At 65.8% G+C, this 17,820-nt stretch carries 23 protein-coding genes; all 23 read left to right on the forward strand.

What is annotated here, in order from left to right:
* Positions 1-20: 20 nt before the first annotated feature.
* The 23 genes from SL103_RS02175 (at position 21) to rplF (ending at position 17,819) form a co-directional block, all read left to right on the forward strand.
* On the forward strand, positions 21-3,920 hold the full coding sequence (locus SL103_RS02175; protein WP_069567064.1) for a DNA-directed RNA polymerase subunit beta': 3,900 nt from the start codon (positions 21-23) through the stop codon (positions 3,918-3,920).
* 209 nt (positions 3,921-4,129) lie between these two features.
* Entirely contained in the window at positions 4,130-4,612 is a 483-nt protein-coding gene (locus SL103_RS02180) for a DUF1707 and DUF4190 domain-containing protein (protein ID WP_069567065.1), read from the forward strand.
* 383 nt (positions 4,613-4,995) lie between these two features.
* Entirely contained in the window at positions 4,996-5,367 is a 372-nt protein-coding gene (gene rpsL, locus SL103_RS02185) for a 30S ribosomal protein S12 (protein WP_003948652.1), read from the forward strand.
* Positions 5,368-5,369: 2 nt separating this feature from the next.
* Positions 5,370-5,840 (forward strand): 30S ribosomal protein S7, encoded by a 471-nt coding sequence (gene rpsG, locus SL103_RS02190; RefSeq protein ID WP_004571813.1) that lies wholly within the window; start codon positions 5,370-5,372, stop codon positions 5,838-5,840.
* Positions 5,841-5,879: 39 nt separating this feature from the next.
* Positions 5,880-8,000 (forward strand): elongation factor G, encoded by a 2,121-nt coding sequence (fusA, locus tag SL103_RS02195; protein WP_069567066.1) that lies wholly within the window; start codon positions 5,880-5,882, stop codon positions 7,998-8,000.
* A gap of 164 nt (positions 8,001-8,164) precedes the next feature.
* Positions 8,165-9,358: an elongation factor Tu gene (gene tuf, locus SL103_RS02200; RefSeq protein ID WP_033269709.1), complete on the forward strand. Its 1,194-nt coding sequence runs from the start codon at positions 8,165-8,167 to the stop codon at positions 9,356-9,358.
* A gap of 438 nt (positions 9,359-9,796) precedes the next feature.
* The gene (gene rpsJ / locus SL103_RS02205) at positions 9,797-10,105 is read left to right on the forward strand and encodes a 30S ribosomal protein S10 (RefSeq protein WP_003948644.1); all 309 of its coding nucleotides are present in this window, start codon (positions 9,797-9,799) and stop codon (positions 10,103-10,105) included.
* Between the two features lie 14 nt (positions 10,106-10,119).
* Positions 10,120-10,764 (forward strand): 50S ribosomal protein L3, encoded by a 645-nt coding sequence (gene rplC / locus SL103_RS02210; RefSeq protein WP_030413011.1) that lies wholly within the window; start codon positions 10,120-10,122, stop codon positions 10,762-10,764.
* Between the two features lie 8 nt (positions 10,765-10,772).
* Positions 10,773-11,426 (forward strand): 50S ribosomal protein L4, encoded by a 654-nt coding sequence (gene rplD / locus SL103_RS02215; protein ID WP_069567067.1) that lies wholly within the window; start codon positions 10,773-10,775, stop codon positions 11,424-11,426.
* Positions 11,426-11,749 carry a 50S ribosomal protein L23 gene (gene rplW, locus SL103_RS02220; protein ID WP_069567068.1) on the forward strand — a complete coding sequence of 108 codons (324 nt, stop codon included), beginning with the start codon at positions 11,426-11,428 and terminating at the stop codon, positions 11,747-11,749. The genes rplD and rplW overlap by 1 nt, the downstream gene beginning before the upstream one ends.
* A gap of 39 nt (positions 11,750-11,788) precedes the next feature.
* The gene (gene rplB, locus SL103_RS02225) at positions 11,789-12,625 is read left to right on the forward strand and encodes a 50S ribosomal protein L2 (RefSeq protein WP_006604876.1); all 837 of its coding nucleotides are present in this window, start codon (positions 11,789-11,791) and stop codon (positions 12,623-12,625) included.
* Positions 12,626-12,637: 12 nt separating this feature from the next.
* Positions 12,638-12,919, forward strand: a complete 282-nt coding sequence (gene rpsS / locus SL103_RS02230) for a 30S ribosomal protein S19 (RefSeq protein ID WP_018090899.1) — start codon at positions 12,638-12,640, stop codon at positions 12,917-12,919.
* Between the two features lie 44 nt (positions 12,920-12,963).
* Positions 12,964-13,311 (forward strand): 50S ribosomal protein L22, encoded by a 348-nt coding sequence (rplV, locus tag SL103_RS02235; protein WP_009997296.1) that lies wholly within the window; start codon positions 12,964-12,966, stop codon positions 13,309-13,311.
* A complete protein-coding gene (rpsC, locus tag SL103_RS02240) occupies positions 13,311-14,138 on the forward strand; it encodes a 30S ribosomal protein S3 (protein WP_069567069.1) in 828 nt (275 codons plus the stop codon). Before rplV ends, rpsC begins: the two co-directional genes overlap by 1 nt.
* 5 nt (positions 14,139-14,143) lie before the next feature.
* A complete protein-coding gene (rplP, locus tag SL103_RS02245) occupies positions 14,144-14,563 on the forward strand; it encodes a 50S ribosomal protein L16 (RefSeq protein WP_004571829.1) in 420 nt (139 codons plus the stop codon).
* Complete coding sequence (gene rpmC / locus SL103_RS02250; protein ID WP_004950453.1) at positions 14,563-14,787, forward strand: 50S ribosomal protein L29; 225 nt, start codon at positions 14,563-14,565, stop codon at positions 14,785-14,787. Before rplP ends, rpmC begins: the two co-directional genes overlap by 1 nt.
* Positions 14,787-15,068, forward strand: coding sequence for a 30S ribosomal protein S17 (rpsQ, locus tag SL103_RS02255; RefSeq protein WP_006604882.1), 282 nt, complete (start codon positions 14,787-14,789; stop codon positions 15,066-15,068). Before rpmC ends, rpsQ begins: the two co-directional genes overlap by 1 nt.
* 104 nt (positions 15,069-15,172) lie before the next feature.
* On the forward strand, positions 15,173-15,541 hold the full coding sequence (gene rplN / locus SL103_RS02260; RefSeq protein WP_003998823.1) for a 50S ribosomal protein L14: 369 nt from the start codon (positions 15,173-15,175) through the stop codon (positions 15,539-15,541).
* 3 nt (positions 15,542-15,544) lie between these two features.
* Positions 15,545-15,868: a 50S ribosomal protein L24 gene (gene rplX / locus SL103_RS02265; protein WP_030062892.1), complete on the forward strand. Its 324-nt coding sequence runs from the start codon at positions 15,545-15,547 to the stop codon at positions 15,866-15,868.
* Positions 15,868-16,428, forward strand: a complete 561-nt coding sequence (rplE, locus tag SL103_RS02270; RefSeq protein WP_030062891.1) for a 50S ribosomal protein L5 — start codon at positions 15,868-15,870, stop codon at positions 16,426-16,428. The genes rplX and rplE overlap by 1 nt, the downstream gene beginning before the upstream one ends.
* A 5-nt stretch (positions 16,429-16,433) precedes the next feature.
* The gene (locus SL103_RS02275; protein WP_030890724.1) at positions 16,434-16,619 is read left to right on the forward strand and encodes a type Z 30S ribosomal protein S14; all 186 of its coding nucleotides are present in this window, start codon (positions 16,434-16,436) and stop codon (positions 16,617-16,619) included.
* 239 nt (positions 16,620-16,858) lie between these two features.
* Positions 16,859-17,257: a 30S ribosomal protein S8 gene (rpsH, locus tag SL103_RS02280; protein ID WP_030413019.1), complete on the forward strand. Its 399-nt coding sequence runs from the start codon at positions 16,859-16,861 to the stop codon at positions 17,255-17,257.
* A gap of 22 nt (positions 17,258-17,279) precedes the next feature.
* A complete protein-coding gene (gene rplF, locus SL103_RS02285; RefSeq protein ID WP_069567070.1) occupies positions 17,280-17,819 on the forward strand; it encodes a 50S ribosomal protein L6 in 540 nt (179 codons plus the stop codon).
* Position 17,820 lies beyond the last annotated feature (1 nt).

The raw sequence follows: 17,820 nt of genomic DNA on the forward strand, positions 1-17,820 counted from the left end.
CTGAGAGGGATTGACGCATAGTGCTCGACGTCAACTTCTTCGACGAGCTGCGGATCGGCCTCGCCACCGCTGACGACATCCGTCAGTGGTCCCACGGTGAGGTCAAGAAGCCGGAGACCATCAACTACCGCACCCTCAAGCCCGAAAAGGACGGACTCTTCTGCGAGAAGATCTTCGGTCCTACCCGGGACTGGGAGTGCTACTGCGGTAAGTACAAGCGCGTCCGCTTCAAGGGCATCATCTGCGAGCGCTGCGGCGTCGAGGTCACTCGCGCCAAGGTGCGTCGTGAGCGGATGGGCCACATCGAGCTGGCCGCTCCTGTTACCCACATCTGGTACTTCAAGGGCGTCCCGAGCCGGCTGGGCTACCTGCTGGACCTCGCGCCCAAGGACCTCGAGAAGGTCATTTACTTCGCCGCCTACATGATCACGTGGGTGGACGAGGAGCGCCGTACGCGCGACCTGCCCTCGCTGGAGGCCCACGTCTCCGTCGAGCGCCAGCAGATCGAGCAGCGCCGCGACTCCGACCTGGAGGCCCGCGCCAAGAAGCTCGAGACCGACCTGGCCGAGCTGGAGGCCGAGGGCGCCAAGGCGGACGTGCGCCGCAAGGTGCGCGAGGGCGCCGAGCGTGAGATGAAGCAGCTGCGCGACCGTGCGCAGCGCGAGATCGACCGCCTCGACGAGGTCTGGAGCCGCTTCAAGAACCTCAAGGTCCAGGACCTGGAGGGCGACGAGCTGCTCTACCGCGAGCTGCGTGACCGCTTCGGCACGTACTTCGACGGCTCCATGGGGGCCGCTGCCCTGCAGAAGCGCCTGGAGACCTTCGACCTCGAGGAGGAGGCCGAGCGCCTCCGCGAGATCATCCGTACCGGCAAGGGCCAGAAGAAGACCCGTGCGCTCAAGCGCCTCAAGGTCGTCTCCGCCTTCCTGCAGACCCGCAACAGCCCCAAGGGCATGGTGCTGGACTGCATCCCGGTGATCCCGCCGGACCTGCGTCCGATGGTGCAGCTGGACGGTGGCCGCTTCGCGACCTCCGACCTGAACGACCTGTACCGCCGTGTGATCAACCGCAACAACCGCCTCAAGCGTCTCCTTGACCTCGGTGCCCCCGAGATCATCGTGAACAACGAGAAGCGGATGCTGCAGGAGGCCGTCGACGCGCTGTTCGACAACGGCCGCCGCGGTCGCCCGGTCACCGGTCCCGGTAACCGTCCGCTGAAGTCCCTCAGCGACATGCTGAAGGGTAAGCAGGGCCGGTTCCGTCAGAACCTGCTCGGTAAGCGAGTCGACTACTCGGCGCGTTCCGTCATCGTCGTCGGCCCGCAGCTCAAGCTGCACCAGTGCGGTCTGCCCAAGGCCATGGCGCTGGAGCTCTTCAAGCCGTTCGTGATGAAGCGCCTGGTCGACCTGAACCACGCGCAGAACATCAAGTCGGCCAAGCGCATGGTCGAGCGCGGCCGCACGGTCGTCTACGACGTGCTCGAAGAGGTCATCGCCGAGCACCCGGTGCTGCTGAACCGTGCGCCCACCCTGCACCGCCTCGGCATCCAGGCGTTCGAGCCGCAGCTGGTCGAGGGCAAGGCCATTCAGATTCACCCGCTCGTCTGCACCGCGTTCAACGCGGACTTCGACGGTGACCAGATGGCCGTCCACCTCCCGCTGTCCGCGGAGGCGCAGGCCGAGGCCCGCATCCTGATGCTGTCCTCGAACAACATCCTCAAGCCGGCCGACGGCCGTCCGGTCACCATGCCGACCCAGGACATGGTGCTCGGTCTCTTCTTCCTCACCACGGATGAGGAGGAGCGCAAGGTCATCGGTGAGGGCCGTGCGTTCGGCTCGGTCGCCGAGGCGATCATGGCCTTCGACGCCCGCGAGCTCTCGCTCCAGGCGAAGGTCGACATCCGCTTCCCGATCGGCACCGTCCCGCCCCGCGGCTGGACCCCGCCGGTTCCGGAGGAGGGCGAGCCCGAGTGGCAGCAGGGTGACAGCTTCCGGCTGCGTACGACCCTGGGCCGCGCGCTCTTCAACGAGCTGCTGCCCGAGGACTACCCGTTCGTCGACTACTCGGTGGGCAAGAAGCAGCTCTCCGCGATCGTCAACGACCTGGCCGAGCGCTACCCCAAGGTCATCGTGGCGGCGACGCTCGACAACCTGAAGGCGGCCGGCTTCCACTGGGCGACCCGTTCCGGCGTCACCGTCGCCGTCTCGGACATCGTCGTGCCGGAGGCCAAGAAGGCCATCGTCGCGGGCTACGAGGCCCAGGACGAGAAGGTCCAGAAGCAGTACGAGCGCGGTCTGATCACCAAGGACGAGCGCACTCAGGAACTGATCAACATCTGGACCAAGGCGACCAACGAGGTCGCCGAGGCGATGAACGAGAACTTCCCCAAGACGAACCCCATCTTCATGATGGTTGACTCGGGTGCCCGAGGAAACATGATGCAGATGCGGCAGATCGCCGGTATGCGTGGTCTGGTGTCGAACGCGAAGAACGAGACCATCCCGCGTCCCATCAAGGCGTCGTTCCGCGAGGGTCTGTCCGTGCTGGAGTACTTCATCTCCACGCACGGTGCCCGTAAGGGTCTGGCGGACACCGCCCTTCGTACCGCCGACTCCGGTTACCTCACCCGTCGTCTGGTCGACGTCTCCCAGGACGTCATCATTCGCGAGGAGGACTGCGGCACCGAGCGCGGCCTCAAGCTGCGGATCGCCTCGAAGGACGCCGCCGGTGTCCTGCGCAAGGCGGACGACGTCGAGTCCAGCGTCTACGCCCGCATGCTGGCCGAGGACGTCGTCGTCGACGGCAAGGTCGTCGCGCCGGCGAACGTCGACCTCGGTGACGTGCTCATCGACGCGCTGGTCAACGCCGGCGTCGAGGAGGTCAAGACCCGCTCGGTCCTGACCTGTGAGTCCGCGGTCGGCACCTGTGCCTTCTGCTACGGCCGCTCGCTGGCCACCGGCAAGCTGGTCGACATCGGTGAGGCGGTCGGCATCATCGCCGCCCAGTCCATCGGTGAGCCCGGCACCCAGCTGACGATGCGTACCTTCCACACCGGTGGTGTGGCCGGTGACGACATCACCCTGGGTCTGCCGCGTGTCGTCGAGCTCTTCGAGGCCCGTACGCCCAAGGGTGTCGCCCCGATCTCGGAGGCGGCCGGCCGCGTCCGGATCGAGGAGACCGAGAAGACCAAGAAGGTCGTCGTCACCCCGGACGACGGCAGCGACGAGATGGCCTACGGCGTCTCCAAGCGTGCCCGTCTCCTGGTCGGCGAGGGTGACCACGTCACGGTCGGTCAGCCGATGACCGTGGGTGCGATCAACCCGCACGACGTGCTGCGGATCCTCGGCCAGCGTGCCGTCCAGGTCCACCTGGTCGGCGAGGTCCAGAAGGTCTACAACAGCCAGGGCGTGGCGATCCACGACAAGCACATCGAGATCATCATCCGGCAGATGCTGCGCCGCGTGACGATCATCGAGTCCGGCGACGCGGAGCTGCTGCCGGGCGAGCTCGTGGAGCGCACGAAGTTCGAGAGCGAGAACCGTCGGGTCGTGGCGGAAGGCGGCCACCCGGCCTCCGGCCGTCCGCAGCTGATGGGTATCACCAAGGCTTCGCTGGCCACCGAGTCCTGGCTGTCGGCGGCGTCCTTCCAGGAGACGACCAGGGTCCTGACCGACGCGGCGATCAACGCCAAGTCGGACTCCCTGATCGGCCTCAAGGAGAACGTCATCATCGGTAAGCTCATCCCGGCCGGTACGGGCCTGTCCCGCTACCGCAACATCCGGGTCGAGCCCACCGAGGAGGCCAAGGCCGCGATGTACTCGGCCGTCGGTTACGACGACATCGACTACTCGCCCTTCGGCACCGGCTCCGGCCAGGCGGTCCCGCTGGAGGACTACGACTACGGCCCGTACAACCAGTAGTTCTGGCCTGTACGACAGCGACAGGGCGGCCATCCCTCACGGGTGGCCGCCCTGCGGCATTGGGGGCCGCTCGGGGGAACTTGTCCTCCCATCCCTGCGTCTGTGATGAGAAGATGGGGAGAACTGTCGAGCGGGGGGAGGTTCGCGAAGTGGCATTCCAGCCATGGCAGGGTGGGCAGCCCGTCCAGCCGTCGAATCAGGTGCCTGCCATGCGTGCCTCGCACGCGGACCGCGAGCGGGCGGTCGATGTGCTGAAGGCGGGATTCGCCGAGGGCCGGCTCCAGCAGCCGGAGTACGAACAGCGGATCGCCCGGGCGTACAAGGCGCAGACCCATGCCGAGTTGCAGATGCTGGTCGCGGACCTGCCGATGGGGCCGGTGCCGCAGGCGCAGTTCATGCCGCAGCGGCCCATGGTGCCGCCGGCGTTCCTGCCGATGCAGATGCCGATGCCGGTGTCGACGAACAGCTCGGCGACCGGTTCGCTGGTCTGTGGGATCATGACGCCGGTGACGTGGGGGCTGACGGCGATCCCGGCCGTCATCCTGGGGCACAAGGCGCGGGCCGAGATTCGCCGGACCGGGGAGCGGGGCGACGGCCAGGCCGTCGCGGGGCTGATCCTGGGGTGGCTGGCGATCGGCGGCTGGGCGCTGTTCCTCCTGGTCTTCATCCTCTCCGCGGCGGTCAATCTCTGACCGGCCCGCGGGTCCGCCGCCCTGTGTTGCAGGGATGTGGCGCCTTCTTCCGTACGACGACCGATCGCACTACGGTGGCCGCAACGCCGTGAGGAGTCCGGCGTGTCCTTCGCGTGTGCATTTGTTTTGACCGCAGCCAATGCGGTAGGTACGCTCTGACCTTGTGCCTGGGGTGTCCCTGGCCTGCCGTGCGCGCAATCTCCCCGAGCCTTCGGGCCGGAGCGAGTGCCCTCCGCACGGAGACCTGGTTTTGACACCGCAATCTGCCGCCTTTCTCGTTCCAGCGAGAGACCGGACTGCAGTATTCGACACACCCGACCGCGTGGGTCGGGGATGTTCCAGGTTAGCTTTACCGAGACTGGCACACAGAAACCGGAGAAACGGTGCCTACGATCCAGCAGCTGGTCCGCAAGGGCCGGCAGGACAAGGTCGAGAAGAACAAGACGCCCGCGCTTGAGGGTTCCCCCCAGCGCCGTGGCGTCTGCACGCGTGTTTTCACGACCACCCCGAAGAAGCCGAACTCGGCCCTGCGTAAGGTCGCGCGTGTGCGTCTGACCAGCGGGATCGAGGTCACCGCTTACATTCCGGGTGAGGGCCACAACCTGCAGGAGCACTCGATCGTGCTCGTGCGTGGTGGTCGTGTGAAGGACCTGCCGGGTGTTCGGTACAAGATCATCCGCGGCTCCCTCGACACGCAGGGCGTCAAGAACCGCAAGCAGGCTCGCAGCCGCTACGGCGCCAAGAAGGAGAAGTAAGAATGCCTCGTAAGGGCCCCGCCCCGAAGCGCCCGGTCATCATCGACCCGGTCTACGGTTCTCCTCTGGTGACCTCCCTCATCAACAAGGTGCTGCTGAACGGCAAGCGCTCCACCGCTGAGCGCATCGTTTACGGCGCCATGGAGGGTCTGCGCGAGAAGACCGGCAACGACCCGGTCATCACGCTCAAGCGCGCGCTCGAGAACATCAAGCCGACCCTTGAGGTCAAGTCCCGCCGTGTCGGTGGCGCGACCTACCAGGTCCCGGTCGAGGTCAAGCCCGGCCGCGCCGCCACCCTGTCGCTCCGCTGGCTCGTGGGTTACTCCCGCGCCCGCCGCGAGAAGACCATGACCGAGCGCCTCATGAACGAACTGCTCGACGCCTCCAACGGCCTCGGCGCTTCGGTCAAGAAGCGTGAGGACACGCACAAGATGGCCGAGTCCAACAAGGCCTTCGCGCACTACCGCTGGTAGTCGCAACCCACATCGAGACCGAGAGAAGATTGAGCCGATATGGCTACCACTTCGCTTGACCTGGCCAAGGTCCGCAACATCGGGATCATGGCCCACATCGACGCGGGCAAGACGACCACCACCGAGCGGATCCTGTTCTACACCGGTGTCTCTTACAAGATCGGTGAAGTCCACGACGGCGCTGCCACGATGGACTGGATGGAGCAGGAGCAGGAGCGCGGCATCACGATCACGTCTGCCGCGACGACCTGCCACTGGCCGCTGGAGAACGTCGACAACACCATCAACATCATCGACACGCCGGGCCACGTCGACTTCACCGTCGAGGTGGAGCGTTCGCTGCGCGTGCTCGACGGTGCCGTGACGGTGTTCGACGGCGTTGCCGGTGTCGAGCCCCAGTCCGAGACCGTTTGGCGTCAGGCGGACCGCTACGGCGTTCCGCGCATCTGCTTCGTCAACAAGCTCGACCGTACGGGTGCCGAGTTCCACCGCTGCGTCGACATGATCACGGACCGCCTCGGCGCGACCCCGATCGTCATGCAGCTGCCCATCGGCACCGAGATGGACTTCAAGGGTGTCGTCGACCTCGTCAAGATGAAGGCCCTGGTCTGGTCGGCCGAGGCCGCCAAGGGCGAGATGTACGACACCGTCGACATCCCGGACACGCACATCGAGGCCGCCGACGAGTGGCGCGGCAAGCTCCTCGAGACCGTGGCCGAGAACGACGAAGAGATCATGGAGCTCTACCTGGAGGGCCAGGAGCCCACCGAGGAGCAGCTCTACGCGGCGATCCGTCGCATCACGATCGCTTCCGGCAAGGCCGAGAACACCACGGTCACCCCGGTGTTCTGCGGTACCGCGTTCAAGAACAAGGGCGTGCAGCCCCTGCTCGACGCGGTCGTGCGCTACCTCCCCTCCCCGCTGGACGTCGAGGCCATCGAGGGCCACGCGGTCAACGACCCGGAGGAGATCGTCAAGCGCAAGCCGTCCGAGGACGAGCCGCTGGCGGCCCTGGCGTTCAAGATTGCGAGCGACCCCCACCTGGGCAAGCTCACCTTCATCCGGGTGTACTCGGGCCGCCTTGAGGCCGGCTCGCAGGTGCAGAACTCGGTGAAGGGCAAGAAGGAGCGCATCGGCAAGATCTACCGGATGCACGCGAACAAGCGTGAGGAGATCGACTCGGTGGGTGCCGGTGACATCGTCGCCGTCATGGGTCTGAAGCAGACCACCACCGGTGAGACCCTCTGTGACTCCTCGAACCAGGTCATCCTGGAGTCGATGGAGTTCCCGGCCCCGGTCATCCAGGTCGCCATCGAGCCCAAGTCCAAGGGCGACCAGGAGAAGCTGGGTGTCGCCATCCAGCGTCTCGCCGAAGAGGACCCCTCGTTCCAGGTGCACACCGACGAGGAGACCGGCCAGACCATCATCGCGGGTATGGGCGAGCTGCACCTCGACGTGCTGGTCGACCGTATGAAGCGTGAGTTCCGGGTCGAGGCCAACGTCGGCAAGCCGCAGGTCGCCTACCGCGAGACCCTGCGCAAGCCGGTCGAGCGTCTCGACTACACGCACAAGAAGCAGACTGGTGGTTCCGGCCAGTTCGCGAAGGTGCAGATCGCCATCGCGCCGCTCGAGGGCGACGGGTACGAGTTCGAGAACAAGGTCACCGGTGGCCGCATCCCGCGGGAGTACATCCCGTCCGTGGACGCGGGCTGCCAGGAGGCCATGGAGTTCGGTGTTCTCGCCGGCTACCCGCTGACCGGTGTCAAGGTCACCCTCCTCGACGGTGCGTTCCACGAGGTCGACTCGTCCGAGATGGCCTTCAAGATCGCCGGTTCGATGGCCTTCAAGGAGGCCGCGCGCAAGGCTTCCCCGGCCCTGCTCGAGCCGATGATGAAGGTCGAGGTCACCACGCCCGAGGACTACATGGGCGACGTGATCGGCGACATCAACTCCCGCCGTGGTCAGATCCAGTCCATGGAGGACCGCAGCGGCGCCAAGCTCGTCACGGGCCTGGTTCCGCTCTCGGAGATGTTCGGCTACGTCGGAGACCTCCGCAGCAAGACGTCGGGTCGCGCGAGCTACTCGATGCAGTTCGACTCCTACGCCGAGGTTCCGCGGAACGTCGCCGAGGAGATCATCGCGAAGGCCAAGGGCGAGTAAGTCCGGTCTCGTAGGAGTCGGACCGCAACACGCTTTAGGCTTGACACCGTCTGACGGGGCAATCCCCGCAATCCGTGAGGATTGCCCCGCCAGCCGGCACCCCAGCAAAGATCACCTGGCGCCGATGAGTAAGGCGTACAGAACCACTCCACAGGAGGACCCCAGTGGCGAAGGCGAAGTTCGAGCGGACTAAGCCGCACGTCAACATCGGCACCATCGGTCACATCGACCACGGTAAGACGACCCTCACGGCCGCCATTACCAAGGTGCTGCACGACGCGTACCCGGACCTGAACGAGGCCTCGGCCTTCGACCAGATCGACAAGGCTCCTGAGGAGCGCCAGCGCGGTATCACCATCTCCATCGCGCACGTCGAGTACCAGACGGAGAACCGTCACTACGCCCACGTCGACTGCCCCGGTCACGCGGACTACATCAAGAACATGATCACGGGTGCGGCGCAGATGGACGGCGCCATCCTCGTGGTCGCCGCGACCGACGGCCCGATGCCGCAGACCAAGGAGCACGTGCTCCTGGCCCGCCAGGTCGGCGTTCCGTACATCGTTGTCGCCCTGAACAAGGCCGACATGGTGGACGACGAGGAGATCCTGGAGCTCGTCGAGCTCGAGGTCCGTGAGCTCCTCTCCGAGTACGAGTTCCCCGGCGACGACGTTCCGGTCGTCAAGGTCTCGGCGCTCAAGGCGCTCGAGGGTGACAAGGAGTGGGGCCAGTCGGTCCTGAACCTGATGGCCGCCGTCGACGAGTCGATCCCGCAGCCCGAGCGCGACGTCGACAAGCCGTTCCTGATGCCGATCGAGGACGTCTTCACGATCACCGGCCGTGGCACCGTTGTCACCGGTCGTATCGAGCGTGGTGTCCTCAAGGTCAACGAGACCGTCGACATCATCGGCATCAAGACCGAGAAGACCACCACCACGGTCACCGGTATCGAGATGTTCCGGAAGCTCCTCGACGAGGGCCAGGCCGGTGAGAACGTCGGTCTGCTGCTTCGCGGTATCAAGCGCGAGGACGTCGAGCGCGGCCAGGTCATCATCAAGCCGGGCTCGGTCACCCCGCACACCGAGTTCGAGGCGCAGGCGTACATCCTGTCCAAGGACGAGGGCGGCCGCCACACGCCGTTCTTCAACAACTACCGTCCGCAGTTCTACTTCCGTACGACTGACGTGACCGGTGTGGTGACCCTCCCCGAGGGCACCGAGATGGTCATGCCCGGCGACAACACCGAGATGTCCGTCTCGCTGATCCAGCCGGTCGCCATGGAAGAGGGCCTGAAGTTCGCCATCCGTGAGGGTGGCCGGACCGTCGGCGCCGGCCAGGTCACCAAGATCAACAAGTAATTGTTGATCGGGGAGACCCGGTAGCTCGACCGAGCAGCAAGGAGCCCCGTCCACCATCAGGTGGGCGGGGCTCCTTGACAGTTGGACCCGATTGGCCTTCGGCGTCCCGGGTATGGCACACTGTCCAGGTTGCTCGGTTGAGTGCCGATGCTGCGCGCCTCCCGCCGGGAGGACCGGAAGCGAGTCCCAGGTATTCGTCGTCCCTTCTCAGGGCCGGAAATACGGGAATCTTCCGGGAAGCGTCAGCGGGGTGCCTCGGCCAGGCGCCCGGTGGGTGTTCTTCCCCTACCTCTCCTTCTTGAAGGATCTCCCCTGCGGAGATTTACGGGAAGGGGTGCGACACGCCCGACCGCGTGGGTCGGAGAAGAACGGTGCTTCGACAGAGGCGCAGCGCACCGGGTCCCAGAGCGTTACGAGAGACAGGACTACGAAGTAGCCATGGCGGGACAGAAGATCCGCATCCGGCTCAAGGCCTACGACCACGAGGTCATCGACTCCTCGGCGAAGAAGATCGTCGAGACGGTGACGCGCACTGGTGCGTCGGTCGCGGGCCCGGTGCCGCTGCCCACTGAAAAGAACGTGTACTGCGTCATCAAGTCGCCGCACAAGTACAAGGACTCGCGCGAGCACTTCGAGATGCGCACGCACAAGCGCCTGATCGACATCCTCGACCCGACGCCCAAGACCGTTGACTCGCTGATGCGCCTGGACCTTCCGGCCGGCGTTGACATCGAGATCAAGCTCTGAGAGGCGCGGAAGAGATGGCTAAGCAGATCAAGGGCATCCTGGGCGAGAAGCTCGGCATGACCCAGGTCTGGGACGAGAACAACCGTGTCGTCCCGGTCACTGTGGTCAAGGCCGGCCCCTGTGTCGTTACCCAGGTGCGCACCAATGACCAGGACGGTTACGACTCCGTCCAGATCGCCTTCGGCGAGATCGACCCGCGCAAGGTGAACAAGCCCCTCAAGGGCCACTTCGCGAAGGCCGACGTCACCCCCCGCCGTCACCTCGTCGAGGTCCGTACTCCCGATGCCGGTGAGTACACCCTCGGCCAGGAGCTGACCGCTGAGACCTTCGAGTCCGGCGTCAAGGTGGACGTGACCGGCAAGAGCAAGGGCAAGGGCTTCGCCGGTGTCATGAAGCGTCACGGCTTCGGCGGTGGCAAGGCTTCGCACGGTGCCCACCGCGTGCACCGCAAGCCGGGCTCCATCGGTGGCTGCGCCACCCCGGGCCGCGTGTTCAAGGGCATGCGGATGGCCGGCCGTATGGGCAATGAGCGGGTCACCACCCAGAACCTGACCGTCCACGCCGTTGACGCGGAGAAGGGTCTGCTGCTCATCAAGGGCGCAGTTCCTGGTCCGAACGGCGGCCTCGTCCTGGTCCGTACCGCGGCCAAGGGGGCCTGAGGTAACCGATGAGCACCATTGACATCCTTTCGCCGGCAGGCGACAAGGCCGGGTCCGTCGAGCTCCCCGCGGAGATCTTCGACGCCAAGGTCAGCATTCCGCTGATCCACCAGGTCGTTGTCGCGCAGCTGGCCGCTGCCCGTCAGGGCACGCACAAGACGAAGACTCGCGGCGAGGTCCGCGGCGGTGGCAAGAAGCCTTACCGCCAGAAGGGCACCGGCCGCGCGCGCCAGGGTTCGACCCGTGCGCCGCAGTTCGCCGGCGGTGGCATCGTCCACGGCCCCGTGCCGCGTGACTACAGCCAGCGGACCCCGAAGAAGATGAAGGTTGCCGCCCTGCGCGGTGCCCTCACCGACCGGGCCCGCAACAGCCGCATCCACGTCGTTTCCGGCGTGGTCGAGGGCGAGATCTCCACCAAGGCCGCCAAGGCTCTCCTCGGCAAGGTCAGCGAGCGCAAGAACGTGCTCCTGGTCGTCGAGCGCAGCGACGAGGCCGCGTGGTTCTCCGCCCGCAACCTGCCCCAGGTCCACCTCCTGGAGCCGGGCCAGCTGAACACGTACGACGTGCTCGTCTCCGACGACGTGGTCTTCACCAAGGCCGCCTTCGAGTCCTTCGTGTCTGGCCCCAAGGCCAACGCTGAGACCGAAGGGAGCGACGCCTGATGACTGAGGCCGTCGTCACGAGCAAGACCTTCACGGACCCGCGCGACGTGCTCGTCAAGCCGGTGGTTTCCGAGAAGAGCTACGCGCTGCTGGACGAGAACAAGTACACGTTCATCGTCGCGCCCGGCAGCAACAAGACCCAGATCAAGCAGGCCGTCGAGGCGGTCTTCTCGGTCAAGGTCACCGGGGTCAACACGATCAACCGGCAGGGCAAGCGCAAGCGCACCCGCACCGGTTACGGCAAGCGCGCTGACACCAAGCGCGCCATCGTGACCCTCGCTGAGGGCGACCGTATCGACATCTTCGGCGGCCCGGTCTCCTAACGGAGTCCGAGTCGTCCGGAATCGGACGAGGACTGAGAAATGGGTATCCGCAAGTACAAGCCGACGACCCCGGGCCGTCGTGGCTCCAGCGTCGCCGACTTTGTCGAGATCACGCGGTCCACGCCGGAGAAGTCGCTGGTCCGCCCGCTGCACAGCAAGGGCGGCCGTAACAACGCCGGTCGTGTGACCGTTCGCCACCAGGGCGGTGGCCACAAGCGCGCCTACCGAGTGATCGACTTCCGTCGTCACGACAAGGACGGCGTGCCGGCCAAGGTCGCGCACATCGAGTACGACCCGAACCGCACCGCGCGCATCGCGCTGCTGCACTACGCAGACGGCGAGAAGCGCTACATCATCGCGCCCCGTGGCCTGGCCCAGGGTGCTCGGATTGAGAACGGCCCTGGCGCCGACATCAAGCCGGGCAACAACCTGCCGCTGCGTCACATCCCCGTGGGTACGACGATCCACGCGATCGAGCTGCGTCCGGGCGGCGGTGCGAAGTTCGCCCGCTCGGCCGGCGCCTCCGTGCAGCTGCTGGCGAAGGAGGGCGCGATGGCCCACCTTCGTATGCCGTCCGGTGAGATCCGCCTGGTCGACGTGCGCTGCCGCGCCACCGTCGGCGAGGTCGGCAACGCCGAGCAGTCGAACATCAACTGGGGCAAGGCCGGCCGCATGCGCTGGAAGGGCGTCCGCCCGACCGTGCGTGGTGTCGTGATGAACCCGGTTGACCACCCGCACGGTGGTGGTGAGGGCAAGACTTCCGGTGGTCGCCACCCGGTCTCGCCCTGGGGTCAGAAGGAGGGTCGTACTCGTTCGCCGAAGAAGGCGAGCAACAAGTACATCGTCCGCCGCCGCAAGACGAACAAGAAGCGCTAGGAGCGGGTTTAGATGCCGCGCAGTCTCAAGAAGGGGCCCTTCGTCGACGACCACCTTTCCAAGAAGGTGGATGTTCAGAACGATGCCGGCACCAAGAACGTCATCAAGACCTGGTCCCGCCGCTCCATGATCGTCCCGGCCATGCTCGGCCACACGATCGCGGTGCACGACGGCCGCAAGCACGTCCCGGTGTTCGTCACCGAGTCGATGGTTGGCCACAAGCTCGGCGAGTTTGCGCCGACCCGCACCTTCCGCGGCCACGAGAAGGACGACCGCAAGTCGCGTCGTCGCTGATCGACCGGAGTGCGAAGACTATGACTGACACCGAAGGGACAACCATGGAAGCCAGGGCCCAGGCGCGGTACATCCGCGTCACGCCCATGAAGGCCCGCCGCGTGGTGGACCTTATCCGTGGCATGGATGCCACGGAGGCTCAGGCGGTCCTGCGTTTCGCCCCGCAGGCCGCGAGCGTGCCCGTCGGCAAGGTGCTGGACAGCGCCATTGCCAACGCCGCGCACAACTACGACCACACGGACGCCTCCACGCTGGTTATCAGCGAGGCGTACGTCGACGAGGGCCCGACCCTGAAGCGGTTCCGCCCGCGTGCTCAGGGTCGTGCCTACCGGATCCGCAAGCGGACCAGCCACATCACCGTGGTCGTCAGCAGCAAGGAAGGAACCCGGTAATGGGCCAGAAGGTAAACCCGCACGGGTTCCGCCTCGGCGTGACGACGGACTTCAAGTCCCGCTGGTACGCCGACAAGCTGTACAAGGACTACGTCAAGGAAGACGTCGCCATTCGTCGCATGATGACGAAGGGCATGGAGCGCGCCGGCATCTCGAAGGTGGAGATCGAGCGCACCCGTGAGCGCGTCCGCGTTGACATCCACACCGCTCGTCCGGGCATCGTCATCGGCCGCCGCGGCGCCGAGGCGGACCGCATCCGCGGCGAGCTGGAGAAGCTGACCGGCAAGCAGGTCCAGCTGAACATCCTCGAGGTCAAGAACCCCGAGACCGACGCTCAGCTGGTGGCCCAGGCCGTCGCCGAGCAGCTGTCGTCCCGCGTCTCCTTCCGTCGCGCCATGCGTAAGAGCATGCAGTCGACGATGAAGGCCGGCGCCAAGGGCATCAAGATCCAGTGCGGCGGTCGTCTCGGCGGCGCCGAGATGTCCCGCTCGGAGTTCTACCGCGAGGGCCGTGTGCCCCTGCACACGCTCCGCGCGAACGTCGACTACGGCTTCTTCGAGGCCAAGACCACCTTCGGCCGCATCGGCGTGAAGGTCTGGATCTACAAGGGCGACGTCAAGAACATCGCCGAGGTGCGTGCCGAGAACGCTGCCGCCCGTGCGGGTAACCGCCCGGCCCGCGGTGGCGGCAACGACCGCCCGCGCCGCGGTGGCGAGCGTGGCGGCCGCGGTGGCCGCAAGCCGCAGCAGCAGAGCGCCGCTGCCGAGGCCCCCAAGGCCGAGGCCGCTGCCGCTGCTCCGGCGGAGACCCCCGGAACGGAGGCCTGACCGACATGCTGATCCCTCGCAGGGTCAAGCACCGCAAGCAGCACCACCCGAAGCGCAACGGTATGGCCAAGGGTGGCACCGAGCTGGCCTTCGGTGAGTACGGAATCCAGGCCGTCACCCCGGCCTACGTGACGAACCGGCAGATCGAGTCCGCTCGTATTGCCATGACCCGTCACATCAAGCGTGGCGGCAAGGTGTGGATCAACATCTACCCCGACCGTCCGCTGACGAAGAAGCCTGCCGAGACCCGCATGGGTTCCGGTAAGGGTTCTCCGGAGTGGTGGGTCGCGAACGTCAAGCCCGGTCGGGTGATGTTCGAGCTGTCCTTCCCGAACGAAAAGGTTGCCAAGGAGGCGCTGACCCGCGCCGCCCACAAGCTTCCGATGAAGTGCCGCATCGTGCGGCGCGAGGCAGGTGAGTCGTGATGGCGGCCGGTACCAAGGCGACCGAGCTGCGCGAGCTGAACAACGAGGACCTCGTTGCCAAGCTTCGTGAGGCCAAGGAGGAGCTGTTCAACCTCCGCTTCCAGGCGGCGACCGGACAGCTCGAGAACCACGGCCGGCTGAAGGCCGTCCGCAAGGACATCGCCCGGATCTACACCCTGATGCGTGAGCGCGAGCTGGGCATCGAGACGGTGGAGAGCGCCTGATGAGCGAGAAGAATGTGACTGAGACGAACGAGCGCGGTTTCCGCAAGACCCGTGAGGGTCTCGTCGTCAGCGACAAGATGGACAAGACCGTTGTCGTCGCTGTCGAGGACCGCGTCAAGCACGCGCTGTACGGCAAGGTCATCCGCCGTACCAACAAGCTCAAGGCGCACGACGAGCAGAACGCTGCCGGTGTCGGCGACCGCGTCCTCCTGATGGAGACCCGGCCGCTGTCCGCCACCAAGCGCTGGCGCATCGTCGAGATCCTCGAGAAGGCCAAGTAATCCCTCCTAGGGGGACCCCCTAGGAACAGTTCCGCCAGGCTCGGCGAGAGGCGCGAAACACTCGCGCTTCTCGCCGGGAACCGGCAGACATTCAGGAGATAGACGTGATCCAGCAGGAGTCGCGACTGCGTGTCGCCGACAACACTGGTGCGAAGGAGATCCTTTGCATCCGTGTTCTCGGTGGTTCCGGTCGCCGCTACGCGGGCATCGGTGACGTCATCGTCGCCACCGTCAAGGATGCGATCCCCGGTGGCAACGTGAAGAAGGGTGACGTCGTCAAGGCGGTCATCGTTCGCACCGTCAAGGAGCGCCGCCGTCCGGACGGCTCGTACATCCGCTTCGACGAGAACGCGGCCGTCATCCTCAAGAACGATGGCGACCCCCGCGGCACCCGCATCTTCGGCCCCGTGGGCCGGGAACTGCGCGAGAAGAAGTTCATGAAGATCATCTCGCTCGCGCCGGAGGTGCTGTAACCGATGAAGATCAAGAAGGGCGACCTGGTCCAGGTCATCACCGGTAAGGACAAGGGCAAGCAGGGCAAGGTCATCCAGGCCTTCCCCCGCGAGGACCGCGTCCTGGTCGAGGGTGTCAACCGGGTCAAGAAGCACACCAAGGCCGGTCAGACGGCTCGTGGCTCGAAGACCGGCGGCATCGTGACGACCGAGGCCCCCATCCACGTCAGCAACGTTCAGCTGGTTGTGGAGAAGGACGGCAACAAGGTTGTCACCCGCGTCGGGTACCGCTTCGACGACGAAGGCAACAAGATCCGCGTTGCCAAGCGGACCGGTGAGGACATCTGATGACTGCCACCACCAACGCGCCGCGTCTCAAGCAGCGCTACCGCGAAGAGATCGCCGGGAAGCTGAAGGACGAGTTCTCCTACGAGAACGTCATGCAGATCCCCGGTCTGACCAAGATCGTGGTCAACATGGGTGTGGGCGACGCCGCCCGCGACTCCAAGCTGATCGAGGGTGCCATCAAGGACCTCACCACGATCACCGGTCAGAAGCCGGCCGTCACCAAGGCCCGTAAGTCCATCGCGCAGTTCAAGCTGCGTGAGGGCCAGCCGATCGGTGCCCACGTCACCCTCCGCGGTGACCGCATGTGGGAGTTCCTGGACCGCCTGCTGTCGCTCGCGCTGCCGCGCATCCGCGACTTCCGTGGTCTGTCCCCCAAGCAGTTCGACGGTCGGGGCAACTACACCTTCGGTCTCACGGAGCAGGTCATGTTCCACGAGATCGACCAGGACAAGATCGACCGTACCCGGGGTATGGACATCACCGTGGTCACCACGGCGACCAACGACGATGAGGGCCGCGCTCTCCTTCGTCACCTCGGCTTCCCGTTCAAGGAGGCGTGAGCGAGATGGCGAAGAAGGCTCTGATCGCGAAGGCTGCTCGCAAGCCCAAGTTCGCTGTGCGTGCGTACAACCGCTGCCAGCGCTGCGGCCGTCCGCACTCCGTGTACCGCAAGTTCGGCCTGTGCCGCGTGTGCCTTCGTGAGATGGCTCACCGTGGCGAGCTGCCGGGCGTGACCAAGAGCTCCTGGTAGTCCCCTAGTTGGGATTACCGGAGGCTCTCGGTAAGCAATCGGTTCGGCGGGCACCCGGCCCTTTTTCCCGTAGGGTAGAAGGGTTTGGGTGTCCCGCCACCCGAGACCGACCGCGGGCCGAGCCCGCATAACGTCGCTTACTACGCCGTAGGTCCCCGCGCCGCACCCGTCCCGACTCTGATCGGGGAGAGGGATGGCGCACATAGGAAACCCCGGCGAGAGAGGCCGAAGGCCAATTCATGACCATGACTGACCCCATCGCAGACATGCTGACCCGTCTGCGGAACGCGAACTCGGCGTACCACGACACCGTCGTGATGCCGCACAGCAAGATCAAGTCGCACATCGCGGAGATCCTCCAGCAGGAGGGTTACATCACCGGCTGGCGCGTCGAGGACGCCGAGGTTGGCAAGAACCTCGTCCTCGAGCTGAAGTTCGGCCCGAACCGCGAGCGCTCGATCGCCGGCATCAAGCGGATCTCGAAGCCGGGCCTGCGGGTCTACGCAAAGTCCACCAACCTGCCGAAGGTGCTCGGCGGCCTGGGCGTGGCGATCATCTCCACGTCGCACGGTCTGCTCACCGGCCAGCAGGCGCAGAAGAAGGGCGTGGGTGGGGAAGTCCTCGCCTACGTCTGGTAACCCGGGAACGGAGGAATAGCTAATGTCGCGCATTGGCAAGCTGCCCATCCAGGTTCCCGCTGGTGTGGACGTCACCATCGAGGGCCGCACGGTCAACGTGAAGGGCCCCAAGGGTTCCCTTTCGCACACCGTGGCCGCCCCCATCGAGGTCGCCAAGGGTGAGGACGGCGTCATCAACGTCTCCCGCCCGAACGACGAGCGTCAGAACAAGGCCCTGCACGGCCTGTCCCGCACGCTGGTGGCGAACATGATCACCGGCGTGACCCAGGGATACAGCAAGGCGCTCGAGATCAGCGGTGTCGGTTACCGCGTCCAGGCGAAGGGCTCCAACCTGGAGTTCGCCCTGGGCTACAGCCACCCGATCCTGATCGAGGCCCCCGAAGGGATCTCCTTCAAGGTCGAGTCCCCGACCAAGCTCAGCGTCGAGGGCATCGACAAGCAGAAGGTCGGCGAGGTGGCGGCGAACATCCGCAAGCTGCGCAAGCCTGACCCGTACAAGGCCAAGGGCGTCAAGTACGCCGGCGAGGTCATCCGCCGCAAGGTCGGAAAGGCTGGTAAGTAAG

Source organism: Streptomyces lydicus, assembly GCF_001729485.1.
GTDB classification, from domain to species: Bacteria; Actinomycetota; Actinomycetes; order Streptomycetales; family Streptomycetaceae; genus Streptomyces; species Streptomyces lydicus_D.

Coding starts and splice junctions, on each gene's coding strand:
- SL103_RS02180 (WP_069567065.1), top strand. CDS start 4,130: ATGCGTGCCTCGCACGCGGACCGCGAGCGGGCGGTCGATGTGCTGAAG.
- rpsG (WP_004571813.1), top strand. CDS start 5,370: ATGCCTCGTAAGGGCCCCGCCCCGAAGCGCCCGGTCATCATCGACCCG.
- fusA (WP_069567066.1), top strand. CDS start 5,880: ATGGCTACCACTTCGCTTGACCTGGCCAAGGTCCGCAACATCGGGATC.
- rpsJ (WP_003948644.1), top strand. CDS start 9,797: ATGGCGGGACAGAAGATCCGCATCCGGCTCAAGGCCTACGACCACGAG.
- rplC (WP_030413011.1), top strand. CDS start 10,120: ATGGCTAAGCAGATCAAGGGCATCCTGGGCGAGAAGCTCGGCATGACC.
- rplD (WP_069567067.1), top strand. CDS start 10,773: ATGAGCACCATTGACATCCTTTCGCCGGCAGGCGACAAGGCCGGGTCC.
- rplW (WP_069567068.1), top strand. CDS start 11,426: ATGACTGAGGCCGTCGTCACGAGCAAGACCTTCACGGACCCGCGCGAC.
- rplB (WP_006604876.1), top strand. CDS start 11,789: ATGGGTATCCGCAAGTACAAGCCGACGACCCCGGGCCGTCGTGGCTCC.
- rpsS (WP_018090899.1), top strand. CDS start 12,638: ATGCCGCGCAGTCTCAAGAAGGGGCCCTTCGTCGACGACCACCTTTCC.
- rplV (WP_009997296.1), top strand. CDS start 12,964: ATGGAAGCCAGGGCCCAGGCGCGGTACATCCGCGTCACGCCCATGAAG.
- rpsC (WP_069567069.1), top strand. CDS start 13,311: ATGGGCCAGAAGGTAAACCCGCACGGGTTCCGCCTCGGCGTGACGACG.
- rplP (WP_004571829.1), top strand. CDS start 14,144: ATGCTGATCCCTCGCAGGGTCAAGCACCGCAAGCAGCACCACCCGAAG.
- rpmC (WP_004950453.1), top strand. CDS start 14,563: ATGGCGGCCGGTACCAAGGCGACCGAGCTGCGCGAGCTGAACAACGAG.
- rpsQ (WP_006604882.1), top strand. CDS start 14,787: ATGAGCGAGAAGAATGTGACTGAGACGAACGAGCGCGGTTTCCGCAAG.
- rplX (WP_030062892.1), top strand. CDS start 15,545: ATGAAGATCAAGAAGGGCGACCTGGTCCAGGTCATCACCGGTAAGGAC.
- rplE (WP_030062891.1), top strand. CDS start 15,868: ATGACTGCCACCACCAACGCGCCGCGTCTCAAGCAGCGCTACCGCGAA.
- SL103_RS02275 (WP_030890724.1), top strand. CDS start 16,434: ATGGCGAAGAAGGCTCTGATCGCGAAGGCTGCTCGCAAGCCCAAGTTC.
- rpsH (WP_030413019.1), top strand. CDS start 16,859: ATGACCATGACTGACCCCATCGCAGACATGCTGACCCGTCTGCGGAAC.
- rplF (WP_069567070.1), top strand. CDS start 17,280: ATGTCGCGCATTGGCAAGCTGCCCATCCAGGTTCCCGCTGGTGTGGAC.